This window comes from Stenotrophomonas sp. YJH_SMC_25, from assembly GCF_059369595.1.
On sequence record NZ_JCAFSV010000003.1, the window covers coordinates 176,041 to 189,550 of the forward strand.

The window sequence follows — 13,510 nt, forward strand, 5'->3', positions numbered from 1 at the left end:
ATGCTGAAGACCCACGCGTCGCGCCAGACGTGGTTGTTCGTGGTGGTGGCCCTGCTGGTGCTGGGGGCCGGTCTCGGTCTCCGCGATCCGTGGCCCTCTGACGAACCACGCTTCGCGCTGGTGGCCAGGCAGATGGTCGACAGCGGTTACTGGTTGTTCCCGCATCGCGGTACCGAGCTGTATTCGGACAAGCCGCCGATGCTGATGTGGTGGCAGGCCTCGCTGTATGGCCTGGTTGGCCACTGGCGCGTGGCCTTCCTGCTGCCCTCGCTGCTGGCCGCATTGGGCGCGCTGTGGTGCGTGGTCGATCTGGGGCGCCGGCTGTGGACGCGGCAGGTCGGGCTCTGCGCGGGGTGGGCACTGCTGTTCGCGCTGCAGTTCACCTTCCAGGCGAAGAAGGCGCAGATCGATCCGCTGCTGGTGCTGTTCATCACCCTGGCCAACTATGGCCTGCTGCGCCACCTGCTGCTGGGCCCGGCCTGGCGCTGGTGGTGGCTGGGCTGGTTCTTTGCCGGTATCGGGGTGATCACCAAGGGCGTGGGCATGCTGGCGCTGCTGATGATCGTGCCGGCGGCCATCGCTGCAGCCCTGCAGTGGCCCCGTGTTTCCCTGCACGCGCGCGATGGCCGCTTCTGGCTGGCACCGCTGGCCTTCCTGCTGGCGATATCGCTGTGGCTGGCGCCGATGCTGCTGGCCGCGCTGGGCACCGGATCGGACGAGTACCGCGGCTACATCAACGACATCCTGGTGCGGCAGACGGCCCGCCGCTACACGCAGTCCTGGGACCATCACCAGCCGTGGTGGTACTTCTTCGGTGTCATGCCAACGATGTGGATACCCGCGTTCCTGCTGCTGCCGTGGGCGATCCCGGCGTGGCGGCGGCGCCTGTGCCGCCGCGATCCACGCTACCTGCTGCCGCTGGCGTGGTGGTTGCTGGTCGTGCTGTTCTTCTCGATTCCCCAGGGCAAGCGTGATGTCTACATCCTGCCGGCGCTGCCGATGTTCTGCCTGGCGCTGGCGCCGCTGCTGCCCGGGCTGCTGAAGCGACGCGATGTGCAGAGCGTGCTGGGAGGGTTTGCCGCGTTGCTGGCACTGGGCTTGAGCCTGGTCGGGGCGCTCGCCTTGCTGGGTGATCCGCGCTTCGAGGTGAACCTTGCCCATGGACGCGGATTGCCGCCCGGCGCGACCGATGCACTGGCGTGGACGATCCTGGCGATGGGGCTCTGGGGTGGCTTGAGCCTGGTGGTGACCGGCTGGCGTCGAAGCCACCTGGCGCTGCTATCGACCCTGGTCGTGGCCTGGGTGCTTTACGGCCTGTTCGGCTACCCGTTGCTGAATGATTCAAGCTCTGCGCGTGGTCTGATGCGTGACGTCGGCGCGCGTCTCGGGCCAGGCGCGGAACTGGGGCTGGTGGCCTGGAAGGAACAGAATCTGCTGATGGCGGACCGCCGCGCGGCGACCTTTGGATTCGAGAACCGCTGGCATGAACAGCTGCAGGCGGCCGTGCGCTGGCAGCGCTTGTCCCCCCGGCATCGCTGGTTGCTGGTGAATGACGATGCCATGCAGGGGTGCATTGATCGTTCGCAGGCGCAGATGGCCGGCATATCCAACCGCCGTCGCTGGTGGCTGGTTCCCGCCGGGGCGGTGTCCGGGGCCTGCGTGCCTGACCTGAAGGAGCTCGAGCGCGAGTACCGGCTGCAGGGGCCACCGGATGCGGACTGAACGAATGAGCGACGGACATGGCCAGTCTGCGTCAACCAGCGGCCTGCTCTGTCCTAGAATGAGGGCCGCTCCCGGCACCGTGCCGGTCTATCGCCATCGACCTGCCGACCGCACCACGTGACTCCGCTTTCCTTGCCTACTTCCCGCACGACGGGCTTCCTGGCCGGCGCCTACGCCGTGGTGCTGGGGGCGTTGCCGACGCTGCTGATGATCACCATGGAGGGCGGCAGCGCGGGGTTCTACCTGGCGATCCTGCTGTCGATCGTCCTGCTGCTGGTGCCCTCGGCCGCTCCGCGCCTGCTGCCCGGTTCCGCCCGGCGCTATGCGTGGATGGGCATCGGCATGGGCGTGATGCTGGTCGGCGTGCTGATCAGCCTGGGCGTGCATGGCATCTGGAAGGGATCGGAGGTCGAAAAGGCCGCGCGCCTGTTGTCGATGCTGCTGATCCTGTTCGCCGCGCTGCGGGTGCCGCGCAGGATCCTTGCGCGGGCGATGCTGGGCACCCTGCCTGCGGTGTGGTCGGCAGCAGCCATCATTGGCTGGTTGGCGCTGGAGACCGGCGTGCGGCCTGCCACCCAGCAGTTCAATGCGGTGACCTACGGCGACCTGACCCTGTTGTTCGGTGTGCTGAGCCTGATGTCGCTGGGCCTGCCGGTGACCCGTTTCACCCGCATCGAAGCCACGCTGAAGCTGCTGACCGGCATCCTTGGCCTGGTCGCATTCCTGTGGACGCAGACCCGCGGTGGCCTGCTGGCGATTCCCTGCTTCCTGCTGATCGGCCTGCTGGTGATGGGGCGCCGGCTTGGCCGGATGAAGATCCTGCTGGGCCTGGTACTCGCGGCCGGCGTCGGCATTGTCGCCACCCATGATGGTGCGTTGCGCGATCGCATCGATGCGGGCGTGAGCGAGTATGGCGATTGCAGTGCCGACCACCTGGCAGATACCTCGGTCTGCATCCGCCTTCAGTTGTGGACCGCGGCTGGCTACATGATCCGCGAGCAGCCGGTGTTCGGTGTCGGTGGTGGCGACCGCTTCCGCCAGGAGCTGGAACGACTTGCCGGACAGGGAAAGGTGTCGGCGATGGTCGCGCGTGATTTCGGCGAGACCCACAACGACCTGCTGTATTTCCTGGCCACCTACGGCGTGCTGGGGGGACTTGGCCTGGTGCTGGTGTACGTGGCCCCGGCGCTGGTGTTCGTGCCACGCCTGTGGCGTGGCGACGAACGGTCGCGGTTGCATGCCGCGGCAGGGTTGAGCATCTGCGTGGCATTCGCCGTCTTCGGGGTCACCGAAATGATGCTGCGTGACATGCGGACCGCCTCGTTCTATGCCGCCTGGGTTGCCCTGCTGCTGGCCCTGTCCGAGCCGCGCCGGTCAGATCAGGCTGAGGCCAGCACCGCTTCGTAGCTGGCCAGGGTCGCCCCGGCGAAGGTCTGCAGGCCGAACTCACGCTCTGCATGGCGGCGGGCGGCCATGCCCATCGCCGGCAGCGCCTGGCGTTGTTCATACATCGCCTGCACCTGTGCGGCGATGGCGGCCACGTTGCGGGTGGGCACGACCCAGCCGTCGACTCCCTGCTCGATGTTTTCCGGCAGCCCCGCGTAGTCGCTGACCAGCATCGGCCTGGCGCTGGCCATCATTTCGCGGCAGGCGAAGGAAATTGTCTCGATGTCGTTGGACAGCACGAAGCCGACGTCGCCGGCGGCGATCAGTGGGCGCGTATCGGCCAGCAGTCCGGTGAAGTGGACCTGCGTGGCGACATCGCCGAGGGCCTGCACCTGCGCGCGTTGCTGCGCGTTGGGCAGGTGACCTGCGACCGCCATGTGTACGTGCGGCCGGATCGCGTCGGGGAGCAGGGCAATGGCCTGCGCGAGGTCGATCCAGCCCTTGTAGTCATCGGTGCCGGCGTTGCTGACCAGCAGCAGCGCATCCGGGTCCTGCGTCCATTGCTGCCGCATTGCCTGGCCGGCGTCGGCCGGCAGCGGCGCGAAGCGGTCCAGGTCGACGCCGTTGCGGACCACATCGATCGGGCAGCGCCGGTACGGGCCCTGCTCCAGCAGGCGCCCGGTGTGTGCCGAAACCGCAATCACGCGGTCGGTGGCCCAGCGGGCCCTGAAGGCATTGCCAAGCGTACGGGTGGGCTTGCTGTTGTGCTTGGTCAGGATGATCGGCGGGCGGCGCATGCCGAGCAGTCCCTGCATCACGAAGCGGTGATCACGAGCACCGTTGACGTGGACCAGGTCGATGCCCTCGTCCCGCACCAGCCGGCGCAGCGCATGCTGTTCGGCCAGTTGTCGTGGCAAGGTCGGCAGGCCGCTGCCAAAGGCCATCGGCAGCGGGGTGGCGATTCCTTCCTCGGCCACCGTGCGCAGCAGGCGGCTGTCGGCGGGGGCTGCGACATGGAGCGTGTGCTGGCCATGCAGGGCGCGCGCCAGGGACACGATGTACGTGGTGTGGCCGCCACCGTCGCCATAGTGGAAGTTGGTGTACAGGATTTTCATGGGGGATCTTCAGGCAACGCGCGGCAAGTGTGACACAGCCGGCTCAGGGCCGTTCCGCAGGGGCTGGAGGATCGGCCACCGCCTGGCCGTTGCCCAGCATCCACAGCATGATGGTCTTCTGCCGTACGTAGTTGGCACGCACATAGGCATAGACCAGGCCGTGCCAGCCGTCGCGGAAGCCGCCGCGGAACAGGAAGCCACGCCAGAACCGCCAGGCCGGCGCCAGCACCAGCTTGCCCAGCGTGGCGCGCTTGCCACGCGCGAACTCGTGCTCGGCCATCATCCGCGCATACTTCTCGGTCTTGGCCAGCTGCTGCTGCAACGATCGATAGGGATAGTGGATGAGATCGCCGCGCAGGGTGCCGACGCTGCCATCGACGCTGGCCGCCTCGTGGATCTCGCGCTTGCCGCGCCAGCCGCCCTGGCGGCGGTCGAACAGGCGCATCACCCGGTCCGGGTAGGCATTGCCGTGGCGCAGGAACCTGCCAAAGTATTCGGACAGGCGGGCGAAGCGGTAGCCGGCGTGGCCGGCGAAGCCGCCGTCACGGGCCTTTTCGATGGCCGCACGCAGCTCGGGGCTGATGCGCTCGTCTGCATCCAAACACAGTACCCAGTCGTGGCTGGCCTGCTCGACGCAGAACGCCTTCTGGCTGCGGAAGCCCTCGAACCGACGCTGCAGCACGCGGGCACCGGCAGCCTCGGCGATGGCCACGGTCGCATCGGTGGACTGCGAGTCCACCACCACGATCTCATCGCAGAAGGCCAGCGAGGCCAGGCAGTCGCCGATGCGCCCGGCCTCGTTGAACGCGATAATGCACGCCGAGATGCGAGGCCGTTCGATGGGAGCGGTCGTGGAGGACATGATGGCCGGGTACCTGTTGTTTGCGACGGAGCGCTATGCGCTGCCTATTCTCGCCCCGTTGGCGCAGGCGTTGCACGCGTCCGGGCAGGAGGTTGCGGCCTGGTTCGAAGGCGGCGCGGCCGGCAGCAGCCTGCCGGGGGTGGCCAACGTCGGCCTGAAGCAGGCCCTGGCAATGCGCCCGCGGGCGGTGTTCAGCGCGGCCAACTGGGTGCCGACCTTCCTTTCGGGGGCCAAGGTGCAGCTGTTCCATGGCTTCAACGTGGAAAAGCGCGACAGCGCGCGCGGCCACTTCCGGGTGCGCGGCATGTTCGACCTGTACTGCACGCAGGGGCCGGCCACCACGACGCCGTTCCGCGAGATCGCGGCCCAGCAGGGCCACTTCGCGGTGGCCGAGACCGGCTGGCCGAAGCTGGACCCGCTGTTCCGCGATGACGGTGGCGAGAGCGCCGCACTGCGCGCGCCGGCCGGCGATCGCCCGGTGATGCTGTTTGGTTCCACCTTCACCGAGCGGCTGAGTGCGGCACCGCACCTGCATGCGCAGATCGCCGCCGATATCGCTGCCGGTGGGCGCTACTGGCTGCTGACCCTGCATCCCAAATGTCCGCCGGAACTGTTCGAGCGCTACCGCGCGCTGGCCGGTGCCAATGCCCGCTTCATCGAGCCGGAGCAGGTGATGGCCGCGCAGCGCGCCGCCGATGTGCTGGTGTCGGACACCTCGTCGATCGTTTCGGAGTTCATCGTCCAGCACAAGCCGGTGGTGACCTTCCGCAACCGCGTGCCGAAGCCGCACATGATTGATTTCGACGACCCGGCGCAGCTGCCGGCGATGCTGCAGCGCGCGCTGCAGCCAGACGCCGCGCTCCAGGCGGAAATCGTGCGTTACGCCGATGCCATCCATCCGTACCGCGACGGCCTGTCCAGCGAGCGGGTGATCGCGGCCACCGAGGATTTCCTGTCCGGTGAAATGGGTGCGCTGCGCCGCAAGCCTCTCGGCAGCTGGGTGCGCGATCTGCAGATCCGAAGGGACCTGGGCTATTGGGGCCCCTCGCAGCGATGATGCCTCGCTGACCCTGCTCGCGGTAATGCCGGCCGCTGGCCGGCAACCTGGGGGATGTGCAGTTGCCGGCCAGCGGCCGGCACTACCTGATTCAGGCCGGGACCCGACCCCGCATCACCAGCGCAGTTTGCGCCGCGCCAGCGCGGCCGCCAGTTGATCCATCGCCTGCTGTGCCTGTGCCTGCGGCAGATGGTGCAGGGTGAGTGCCACGTCGCCATGCGCACCGGCGGTATCCAGTTGCAGGCTGCTGGTGCCCAGCACCTTGTCCAGCGGTGAACGCTGCAGGCGCAGGCCCTGCACCTTGTCCAGCTCGGCCCAGCGCCACCAGCGTTTCCACCAGCCGCCGCGCACGGCCACATAGTGCTCGTCCAGATACCAGCCCATGCGTGCCATCTGCCGGTGTGCGACCAACAACGCGACCGGCAGCCAGGCCAGCACGACCAGACCCCATGGGCCCCAGCGCCAGTACGCGGCGGCGGCCAGCAGCGGCACCAGCAGCAGCGCGCCCAGGCACAGCCGCCACCAGCCACGCTGCGGGATGGACTGCCATTGCGCCGGTGGCCAGTGCAGCTGGGGGAGCAGGTGCTGCACCAGTTGCGTGCAATGCTCGCGGGTTGCCAGCGGCGCCAGTTCGCGCAGGGCGCGGTCCTCATCACGCGAAGGGCCACCGGCGGCACTGTCGATGCGCAGCTGGCGCAGCCCGAACCAGCGCGGCAGGGTGCCTTCGCGCAGCGTCCAGGCCTGGATGCGGCGACGTGCCACGCTGCTGCGGGTGCGGCTGAGCATCCCGGCCGACACCGTCAGGCGGCGGTCCTGCTCGACGAGGGTGAAGCCGTGGTAACGCAACAGGGTCAGCACCACCGACAGCACGCGCAGCGCCAGCCAGCCCAGCAGCAGGGCCGCCGCCGCCAGCAGCAACGCGCCGGTCACGCCGGGATGCAGGTGGCTGGCATAGCCGAAGGCCTCGCGGCCGCCGCGCTGGATGGCATCGTCCATCACCGGCCGCGGCACTGTCTGGAACAGGACGCCGAACGCGGCCACCGCCAGTGCCCAGCCGCGGTTGGAGAGCAGTCCCATGCGCACCACGTCCCAGCTGGATAGTCGCAGCAGTACGCGTTCGCTGTCGACGTCGGCAATGGGCGGTGCATCGACGGCGTCGTTGGCCTGCCGCGCCTGCCCGCGCTGGCGGACCAGCCGTTCCAGCGCCAGTGCCTGGTCCAGCTTCAGTACCCGCATCTCCGCTTCAGGGCGCACACCGCCGGCCGATTCCAGGCGCAGTTCGGCCACGCCGAACAGGCGGTGCAGCGGGTTCTGCCGCACTTCCACGTTGTGGATGCGGGCGAACGGGATCTCGCGGCGGTTGCGCGCCAACAGGCCACTGCGCACGGTGATCGCATCGCTGCCGATGCGGTAGCGGTAGCTGAGGTACTGCATCACCGACACCAGGACCAGGGCGGCAATTGCCGTCAGCGGAATCAGCTGCGCCCACATCGGATCGCGGTCGCCGCGCTGGCCGAACACCAGCAGCGCGACCAGTGGCAGGAAGTAGTGGCGCAGCTGCATCAGCAGCACGAACAGCCACGACCACGGGTGCAGGCGGTGGTCCTCGGTACCGGTGGGCGGCGGTGCAGGCAGGGGCGGCGGCAGGCTCACAGGGCGTCGGCGTCCTGGTCGAGCTGGTGGGACAGGGTGTCGCGCAGGCGCTCGGCATCCGCCTCGTCCAGGCCGCTCACGGTCACCGCGCTCATGCGGGTGCCGGCGGTGTGCACGATCAGCGTGGCCAGGCCGGCACGGCGCTCCAGCGGGCCCCGGCGCAGATCGAGATGCTGCACTCGCGAAAGCGGGATGCGCGTCTCCAGCTGCCACATGAGGTCGCGGCGCAGGCCCAGGCCCTGTGCGTCCAGCCGCCAACGGGTGCGGACCAGGCGTCGACGGCCCAGCCACGCACCAAAAGCCACACCCATCAGCAGCCCGGCTGCAGCGGTCCACAGGCCACCGGGCAGATCGAAGAACCACGCCGCCGCCGCCAGTGGCAGGCCCGGGACGAACAGGCCGCCAAAGGCACCTTCCAGTGCGGCCAGGCGGGCTGCGCGTTGCGGCAGTGACTGCCAGTCGGTGGCGGGTGGTGCAGGAATCGTGGCGTCGGTCACGCGGGCTCCGTCAGGCAGCAGGGCGGGCGGTAGCGGCCGTGGCCGCACCGCGCAGACGGTAGCAGGTCGGCTGCGTTACTGGGCAGCCTGGATCAGCGCATCGACATCCAGCAGGTGGCCGGCACGGTCGGCCTTGGTGCGCAGGTAGTTCTCGTTCTCGGCAGTGATCTCGCCGGTGACCGGAATGCAGTCCAGCACTTCGATGCCGGCATTGCGCAGGCGCTGTGCCTTGGTCGGGTTGTTGCTGAGCAGCGCCACGCGCGAAATGCCCAGGCCACGCAGCATCGCCACCGCGCTGCCGTAGCGCCGCTCGTCGGCACCGAAGCCCAGCTGCGCATCGGCGTCGATGGTATCCAGGCCGTCGTGCTGGTAGCCATAGGCGCGCATCTTGGCGGCGATGCCGGTGCCGCGGCCTTCCTGGTCCAGGTACAGCAGCACGCCACCGCCCAGGTCCTTCAGCTTGCGCAGGCCACGCCGCAGCTGGTCGCCGCAGTCGCACTTGAGTGAACCGAACAGATCGCCGGTCAGGCACGAAGAATGCACGCGTACCGGCACCACTGCCGACAGGTCCGGCTCGCCGACGATGATCGCGACCTGGTCGCGCTGCGCCACGCCGCCGCGGAAGACTGCAAAGGTGGTCATGCCGACGTCGCGCAGCGGAACCGGCGAACGCGCCACCAGTTCGTAGTCGTGGGCCGCATGTGCTGCGCCTTCGGCCAGGTCGCACAGGGCCACCTCGGCCGCACCGTCGAAAGTGTGGTCATCGAGGTCCAGGCGCACCGCGACCATCGCTGGCAGCAGCAGACCCAGGCGGGCAAGCTCCACCGCGCCGGCATCGAAGGCGTCGCCGGCGCTCCAGCTTTCGGGCATCGGCCCGGGTTCGCGCAGGTAGCCCAGCGAGGGCAGGGCCTCGAAGGCCACGCCGCTCAGCGGCAGGCGCGCGCCCTGTGGTGCCTCCACGCCGAGCACGCGGGCGCGGGTGGCGGTCAGGAACAGGTAATGGCGCTCGCGGGCGGCAGCGGCGAAGGCGGCGAAGCTGCTGGTCGTGGCGCTGTCCAGCGCGATCACCGCCAGGCGCTGGCCCTGGCCATCGTGGAGCAGCACCGGGCGACCGGCGCGCAGTTCGGCCACCGCGCGTTCGCAGCGGATCGCGGCCGGATCGCCGAACAGGGAAGAAGCAGCAGGCATGGCAGGACCGGGGGAGGCGGACATCGCAGTCTCTATGGGGGCGCCGGCGTCGTATTCAACGTGGTGCGGCCAGTGGTCGCAGGCGGCCGTCAGTGGGGGTGTTCCTCAGTTGCGTACGGGTCTTCCTCGCTACTGCCCGGTGGCCGCAGCGTATAGCGCTTGTAGGTCCACTGGTACTGCGCCGGGTCGCGGCGGGCGATGCGTTCGATGCCGGCGTTGAGGGCGGTGGCCGCCACCAGCGGGTCCGGATCGGCCACGGCCGGGTCGGTCGGCTCGATGTGCAGCGCGAACTCCATGTCCGGCCCGATGCGTTCGCACCAGCCATAGAGCACGGTGGCACCCGTGCGTTCGGCCAGCCGGTTGACCAGGGTCATGGTCAGCGCCTGCACGCCGAAGAACGGCACGAACACGCCATCGCCGGCCTTGGGCTGCTGGTCGGGCAGGATGCCGGTGGCGCCGCCGTCCTTGAGCACCTTGAACAGCTGGCGCACGGCCGGGCCTTCGGCGCGCACCTGCTGTACGTTCTGGCCGCCGCGCACCAGCTGCAGGAAGGCATCGCTGGCCTCGTCCTCCGGCGGCTTGTAGACGATGGCGATCTGCCCGCGCGAGGCCAGCCACTGGTTCAGCAGCTCCCAGTTGCCGAAGTGCGGCGCGGCCACGATCACGCCCTTGCCGCTGGCCAGGGCGGCGTCGTACAGGGCCTCGCCATGGCGCTGCTTCAGGTGCAGGCGCAGGTTGTCGGCCGGCGCCTGGCTCCACAGCCGCAGGGTTTCGATGGCCTGCAGCGCGGTGGAGCGCAGCAGATCACGGTGCAGGCGGTCGCGCGCGGCGCCATCCAGCTCCGGGTAGGCCAGTTCCAGGTTGCGCCGGGTGACGCGGCTCTCACGGGCATCGAGGGCGATCCACGCCCACGCCAGGGCGCGCGCGAACGCCCGCAGCAGCGGCCAGGGCAGGCGGGCGAACAGGGTGGTGGCGCGGTAGACCAGCCGGGCTTTGCGTTGCGGATTCATCGGCGCCAGTTTAGCCAAGGGCGCTGCTATCGTGGCCGGCCCTGTTCATTGGAAGCCCACGATGCTCGTCCTGATCCAGCGTGTCAGCCAGGCCGCCGTCCATGTCGACGATGAGGCCGTGGGGCAGATCGGCCCTGGCCTGTTGGCCCTGGTCGGCATGGAGCCGGGCGATACCGAGGCCCAGTTGCGGCGGATGGCCGAGCGCCTGCTGGGCTACCGGGTATTCGCCGACGAGGCCGGGAAGATGAACCGCTCGCTGCGCGATACGGGCGGCGGCCTGCTGCTGGTCAGCCAGTTCACCCTGGCCGCCGACACCCGTTCGGGCATGCGGCCGAGCTTCACCACGGCCGCGCCGCCGGAAGAGGCTGAACGCGGGTTCAATCGATTTGTCGAGATCTGTCGTGAAAATCACGCGCCAGGGGTGGAAACGGGCCGATTTGGTGCCCATATGGTCGTCAGCCTGGTCAATGACGGTCCCGTGACCTTCCTTCTCCGGCCCTGAGCCTGCGGGACCACCGCCCGGCAGGCAGGGCCCCGGGCTGGTATAATGCTACGTTCCCTATTTCTCCCTGCCGGTGGCGCGAGCACTACATGGCCAACGAACGTCCTGCCCAATCCGAAATCAAGCAACTGATCAGCAAGGGCCTGGAACAGGGCTACCTGACCTACGCCGAAGTCAATGACCATCTGCCGGACGACATGGTCGACCCGGAACAGATCGAAGACATCATCGGCATGATCAACGGCATGGGCATCGATGTCCATGAAGTTGCGCCGGATGTGGAAACCCTGCTTCTCAACGATGGCAACACCGGCAACCGCGAAGTCGATGACACCGCGGCTGAAGAAGCTGCCGCCGCGCTGAGCGCGCTCGACACCGAAGGTGGCCGTACCACCGACCCGGTGCGCATGTACATGCGCGAAATGGGCACCGTAGAGCTGCTGACCCGCGAAGGCGAAATCGCTATCGCCAAGCGCATCGAGGAAGGCCTTTCGCAGGTCCAGGCGGCCCTGGGCCAGTTCCCGGTTTCGGTCGAGTCGCTGCTGAACGACTACGAAGCCCACAAGGAAGGCAAGAAGCGCCTGGCCGAAGTGATCGTCGGCTTCAACGACCTGGTCGACGAAGAGCCGGCGCCGCCGGCGGTCGCTGCCGATGACAGCGCCGATGCGGACGCCGAAGGCGACGAGGACGAGGACGACGATGTCGACGGTGGCGATGAAGAAGCCGCACCGACCGGTCCGGATCCGGAGGAAGTCGCCGCGCGCATGCAGGCGCTGAGCGATGCCTTCAACGCCTTCAAGAAGGCCGCGACCAAGGGCGACAAGAAGAACCTGCCGCGCCTGCGCGAAGAAATGTCGGCGGTGTTCGTCACCCTGAAGCTGCCGCTGCCGCTGACCGACGTGCTGACCAAGCAGCTGCGCGACACCATGGCATCGATCAAGGCCCATGAGCGCCGCGTGCTGAACCTGGCGACCGTTACCGCCCGCATGCCGCGCAAGGACTTCATCCGTTCCTGGGAAGGCAACCAGACCAACCTGGAGTGGGTGGAAGACGCACTGAAGCGCAAGCAGAAGTGGTCCTCGGCGCTGCGCGAAGTGAAGGACCAGATCATTGCCGAACAGCAGGCGACGATCGACATCGAGACGCTGACCCAGCTGGACCTGGAAGAGCTGAAGGAAATCAGCCGTGCCATGGCCTACGGTGAAGCCAAGGCGCGCAAGGCCAAGAAGGAAATGGTCGAGGCCAACCTGCGCCTGGTCATCTCCATCGCCAAGAAGTACACCAACCGTGGCCTGCAGTTCCTCGACCTGATCCAGGAAGGCAACATCGGCCTGATGAAGGCCGTGGACAAGTTCGAATACCGCCGCGGTTACAAGTTCTCGACCTATGCCACCTGGTGGATCCGCCAGGCGATCACCCGCTCGATCGCCGACCAGGCACGCACCATCCGTATTCCGGTGCACATGATCGAGACGATCAACAAGTTGAACCGCATTTCCCGCCAGATGCTCCAGCAGTACGGCCGCGAGGCTACGCCGGAGGAGCTGGCCAAGGAAATGGACATGCCGGAAGACAAGATCCGCAAGGTGATGAAGATCGCCAAGGAGCCGATCTCGATGGAAACCCCGATCGGCGACGACGAGGATTCCCATCTGGGCGACTTCATCGAGGACACCAACGTGGAGTCCCCGATCGAGAACACCACCAACATCAATCTGTCTGAAACCGTGCGCGACGTGCTGGCCGGCCTCACCCCGAGGGAAGCCAAGGTGCTGCGCATGCGCTTCGGCATCGACATGAACACCGACCACACGCTGGAAGAGGTCGGCAAGCAGTTCGACGTTACCCGCGAGCGCATCCGCCAGATCGAAGCGAAGGCCCTGCGCAAGCTGCGTCACCCGAGCCGCTCGGAGCAGCTGCGCAGCTTCCTGGATATCGATTGATTTCCAGCGGCTGTTGAAGCGTTGAGAGGAACCCCGCCTGGTGCGGGGTTTTTCTTTTTGGGGGGTGTGTGCTTTCTGTAGAGTCGAGCCAGCTGCTGTTTGCGATGACGTATCCAGCAGGTCTTCTCAACGGCTGCGCGTTTGCGCCGCTACTGCATTGGGAAGATGTGATGCGCGACGAGCGCGAGGATTCACTGGGATTTGCCCGAAGAGCGACGCTGGCATTGCTGACGCAGTCTGGTGCTGGATTATTTGCTGGCTTCGGCGGCGGACAACCAGAAGGGGCTGGAAGAGACCAGGAGGACTGTGGCGCTGTTCCACGCGCACCTGCGGCGGCAGGTCTGGTTTGCGGACGTGGCGGAGAAGCGGTTGGGGCATGTGGCTGAGGCTCTTGCTGCTGCCGGGTAGCCGATCGAGCGCGGCCTCCACTACACTGTGACGCTGCGCCGGGCCTATAGCTCAACGGTTAGAGCAGGGGACTCATAATCCCTTGGTTCCAGGTTCGAATCCTGGTGGGCCCACCACATTGACGTCCATCAGGGTCCAAGGACGTCTCGCGAAGCCTAGTGGTGCTG

General features: G+C 67.7%; 11 protein-coding genes and 1 tRNA gene. 6 read left to right on the forward strand and 6 right to left on the reverse strand.

Annotated features, from left to right (window positions below; translation table 11 throughout):
• Entirely contained in the window at positions 1-1,722 is a 1,722-nt protein-coding gene (locus tag AC5P7E_RS05580) for an ArnT family glycosyltransferase (RefSeq protein ID WP_114618270.1), read from the forward strand.
• Between the two features lie 132 nt (positions 1,723-1,854).
• On the forward strand, positions 1,855-3,129 hold the full coding sequence (locus AC5P7E_RS05585; protein WP_199801545.1) for an O-antigen ligase family protein: 1,275 nt from the start codon (positions 1,855-1,857) through the stop codon (positions 3,127-3,129).
• Here the strand turns inward: AC5P7E_RS05585 and AC5P7E_RS05590 are convergent.
• Positions 3,102-4,223 carry a glycosyltransferase family 4 protein gene (locus tag AC5P7E_RS05590; RefSeq protein WP_111118258.1) on the reverse strand — a complete coding sequence of 374 codons (1,122 nt, stop codon included), beginning with the start codon at positions 4,221-4,223 and terminating at the stop codon, positions 3,102-3,104. The genes AC5P7E_RS05585 and AC5P7E_RS05590 overlap by 28 nt on opposite strands.
• A 43-nt stretch (positions 4,224-4,266) precedes the next feature.
• On the reverse strand, positions 4,267-5,085 hold the full coding sequence (locus AC5P7E_RS05595; RefSeq protein ID WP_111118257.1) for a glycosyltransferase family 2 protein: 819 nt from the start codon (positions 5,083-5,085) through the stop codon (positions 4,267-4,269).
• On the opposite strand from AC5P7E_RS05595, the gene AC5P7E_RS05600 reads away from it, so the two are divergent.
• A complete protein-coding gene (locus AC5P7E_RS05600) occupies positions 5,084-6,142 on the forward strand; it encodes a CDP-glycerol glycerophosphotransferase family protein (protein ID WP_114618269.1) in 1,059 nt (352 codons plus the stop codon). The two genes, AC5P7E_RS05595 and AC5P7E_RS05600, sit on opposite strands and share 2 nt — an antisense overlap.
• Positions 6,143-6,256: 114 nt before the next feature.
• Here AC5P7E_RS05600 and AC5P7E_RS05605 read toward each other — a convergent pair whose 3' ends face one another.
• The 4 genes from AC5P7E_RS05605 to AC5P7E_RS05620 all read right to left on the reverse strand — a co-directional run bounded on the left by AC5P7E_RS05605 (position 6,257) and on the right by AC5P7E_RS05620 (position 10,490).
• Positions 6,257-7,795, reverse strand: a complete 1,539-nt coding sequence (locus AC5P7E_RS05605; protein ID WP_114618268.1) for a PH domain-containing protein — start codon at positions 7,793-7,795, stop codon at positions 6,257-6,259.
• On the reverse strand, positions 7,792-8,292 hold the full coding sequence (locus AC5P7E_RS05610; protein WP_005411183.1) for a PH domain-containing protein: 501 nt from the start codon (positions 8,290-8,292) through the stop codon (positions 7,792-7,794). Before AC5P7E_RS05610 ends, AC5P7E_RS05605 begins: the two co-directional genes overlap by 4 nt.
• Positions 8,293-8,367: 75 nt before the next feature.
• Positions 8,368-9,504 carry a GTP cyclohydrolase II RibA gene (ribA, locus tag AC5P7E_RS05615; protein ID WP_012481360.1) on the reverse strand — a complete coding sequence of 379 codons (1,137 nt, stop codon included), beginning with the start codon at positions 9,502-9,504 and terminating at the stop codon, positions 8,368-8,370.
• Between the two features lie 65 nt (positions 9,505-9,569).
• Positions 9,570-10,490 (reverse strand): lauroyl acyltransferase, encoded by a 921-nt coding sequence (locus tag AC5P7E_RS05620; protein WP_012481359.1) that lies wholly within the window; start codon positions 10,488-10,490, stop codon positions 9,570-9,572.
• A gap of 61 nt (positions 10,491-10,551) precedes the next feature.
• Here AC5P7E_RS05620 and dtd point away from each other — a divergent pair, with 61 nt between their 5' ends.
• The 3 genes from dtd to AC5P7E_RS05635 all read left to right on the forward strand — a co-directional run bounded on the left by dtd (position 10,552) and on the right by AC5P7E_RS05635 (position 13,459).
• The gene (gene dtd / locus AC5P7E_RS05625; protein WP_005411180.1) at positions 10,552-10,992 is read left to right on the forward strand and encodes a D-aminoacyl-tRNA deacylase; all 441 of its coding nucleotides are present in this window, start codon (positions 10,552-10,554) and stop codon (positions 10,990-10,992) included.
• An 89-nt stretch (positions 10,993-11,081) separates the two neighbouring features.
• Positions 11,082-12,935: an RNA polymerase sigma factor RpoD gene (rpoD, locus tag AC5P7E_RS05630; protein WP_005411179.1), complete on the forward strand. Its 1,854-nt coding sequence runs from the start codon at positions 11,082-11,084 to the stop codon at positions 12,933-12,935.
• A 448-nt stretch (positions 12,936-13,383) separates the two neighbouring features.
• Positions 13,384-13,459: transfer RNA gene (locus AC5P7E_RS05635), tRNA-Ile, on the forward strand.
• The last annotated feature ends 51 nt before the right edge of the window (positions 13,460-13,510 follow it).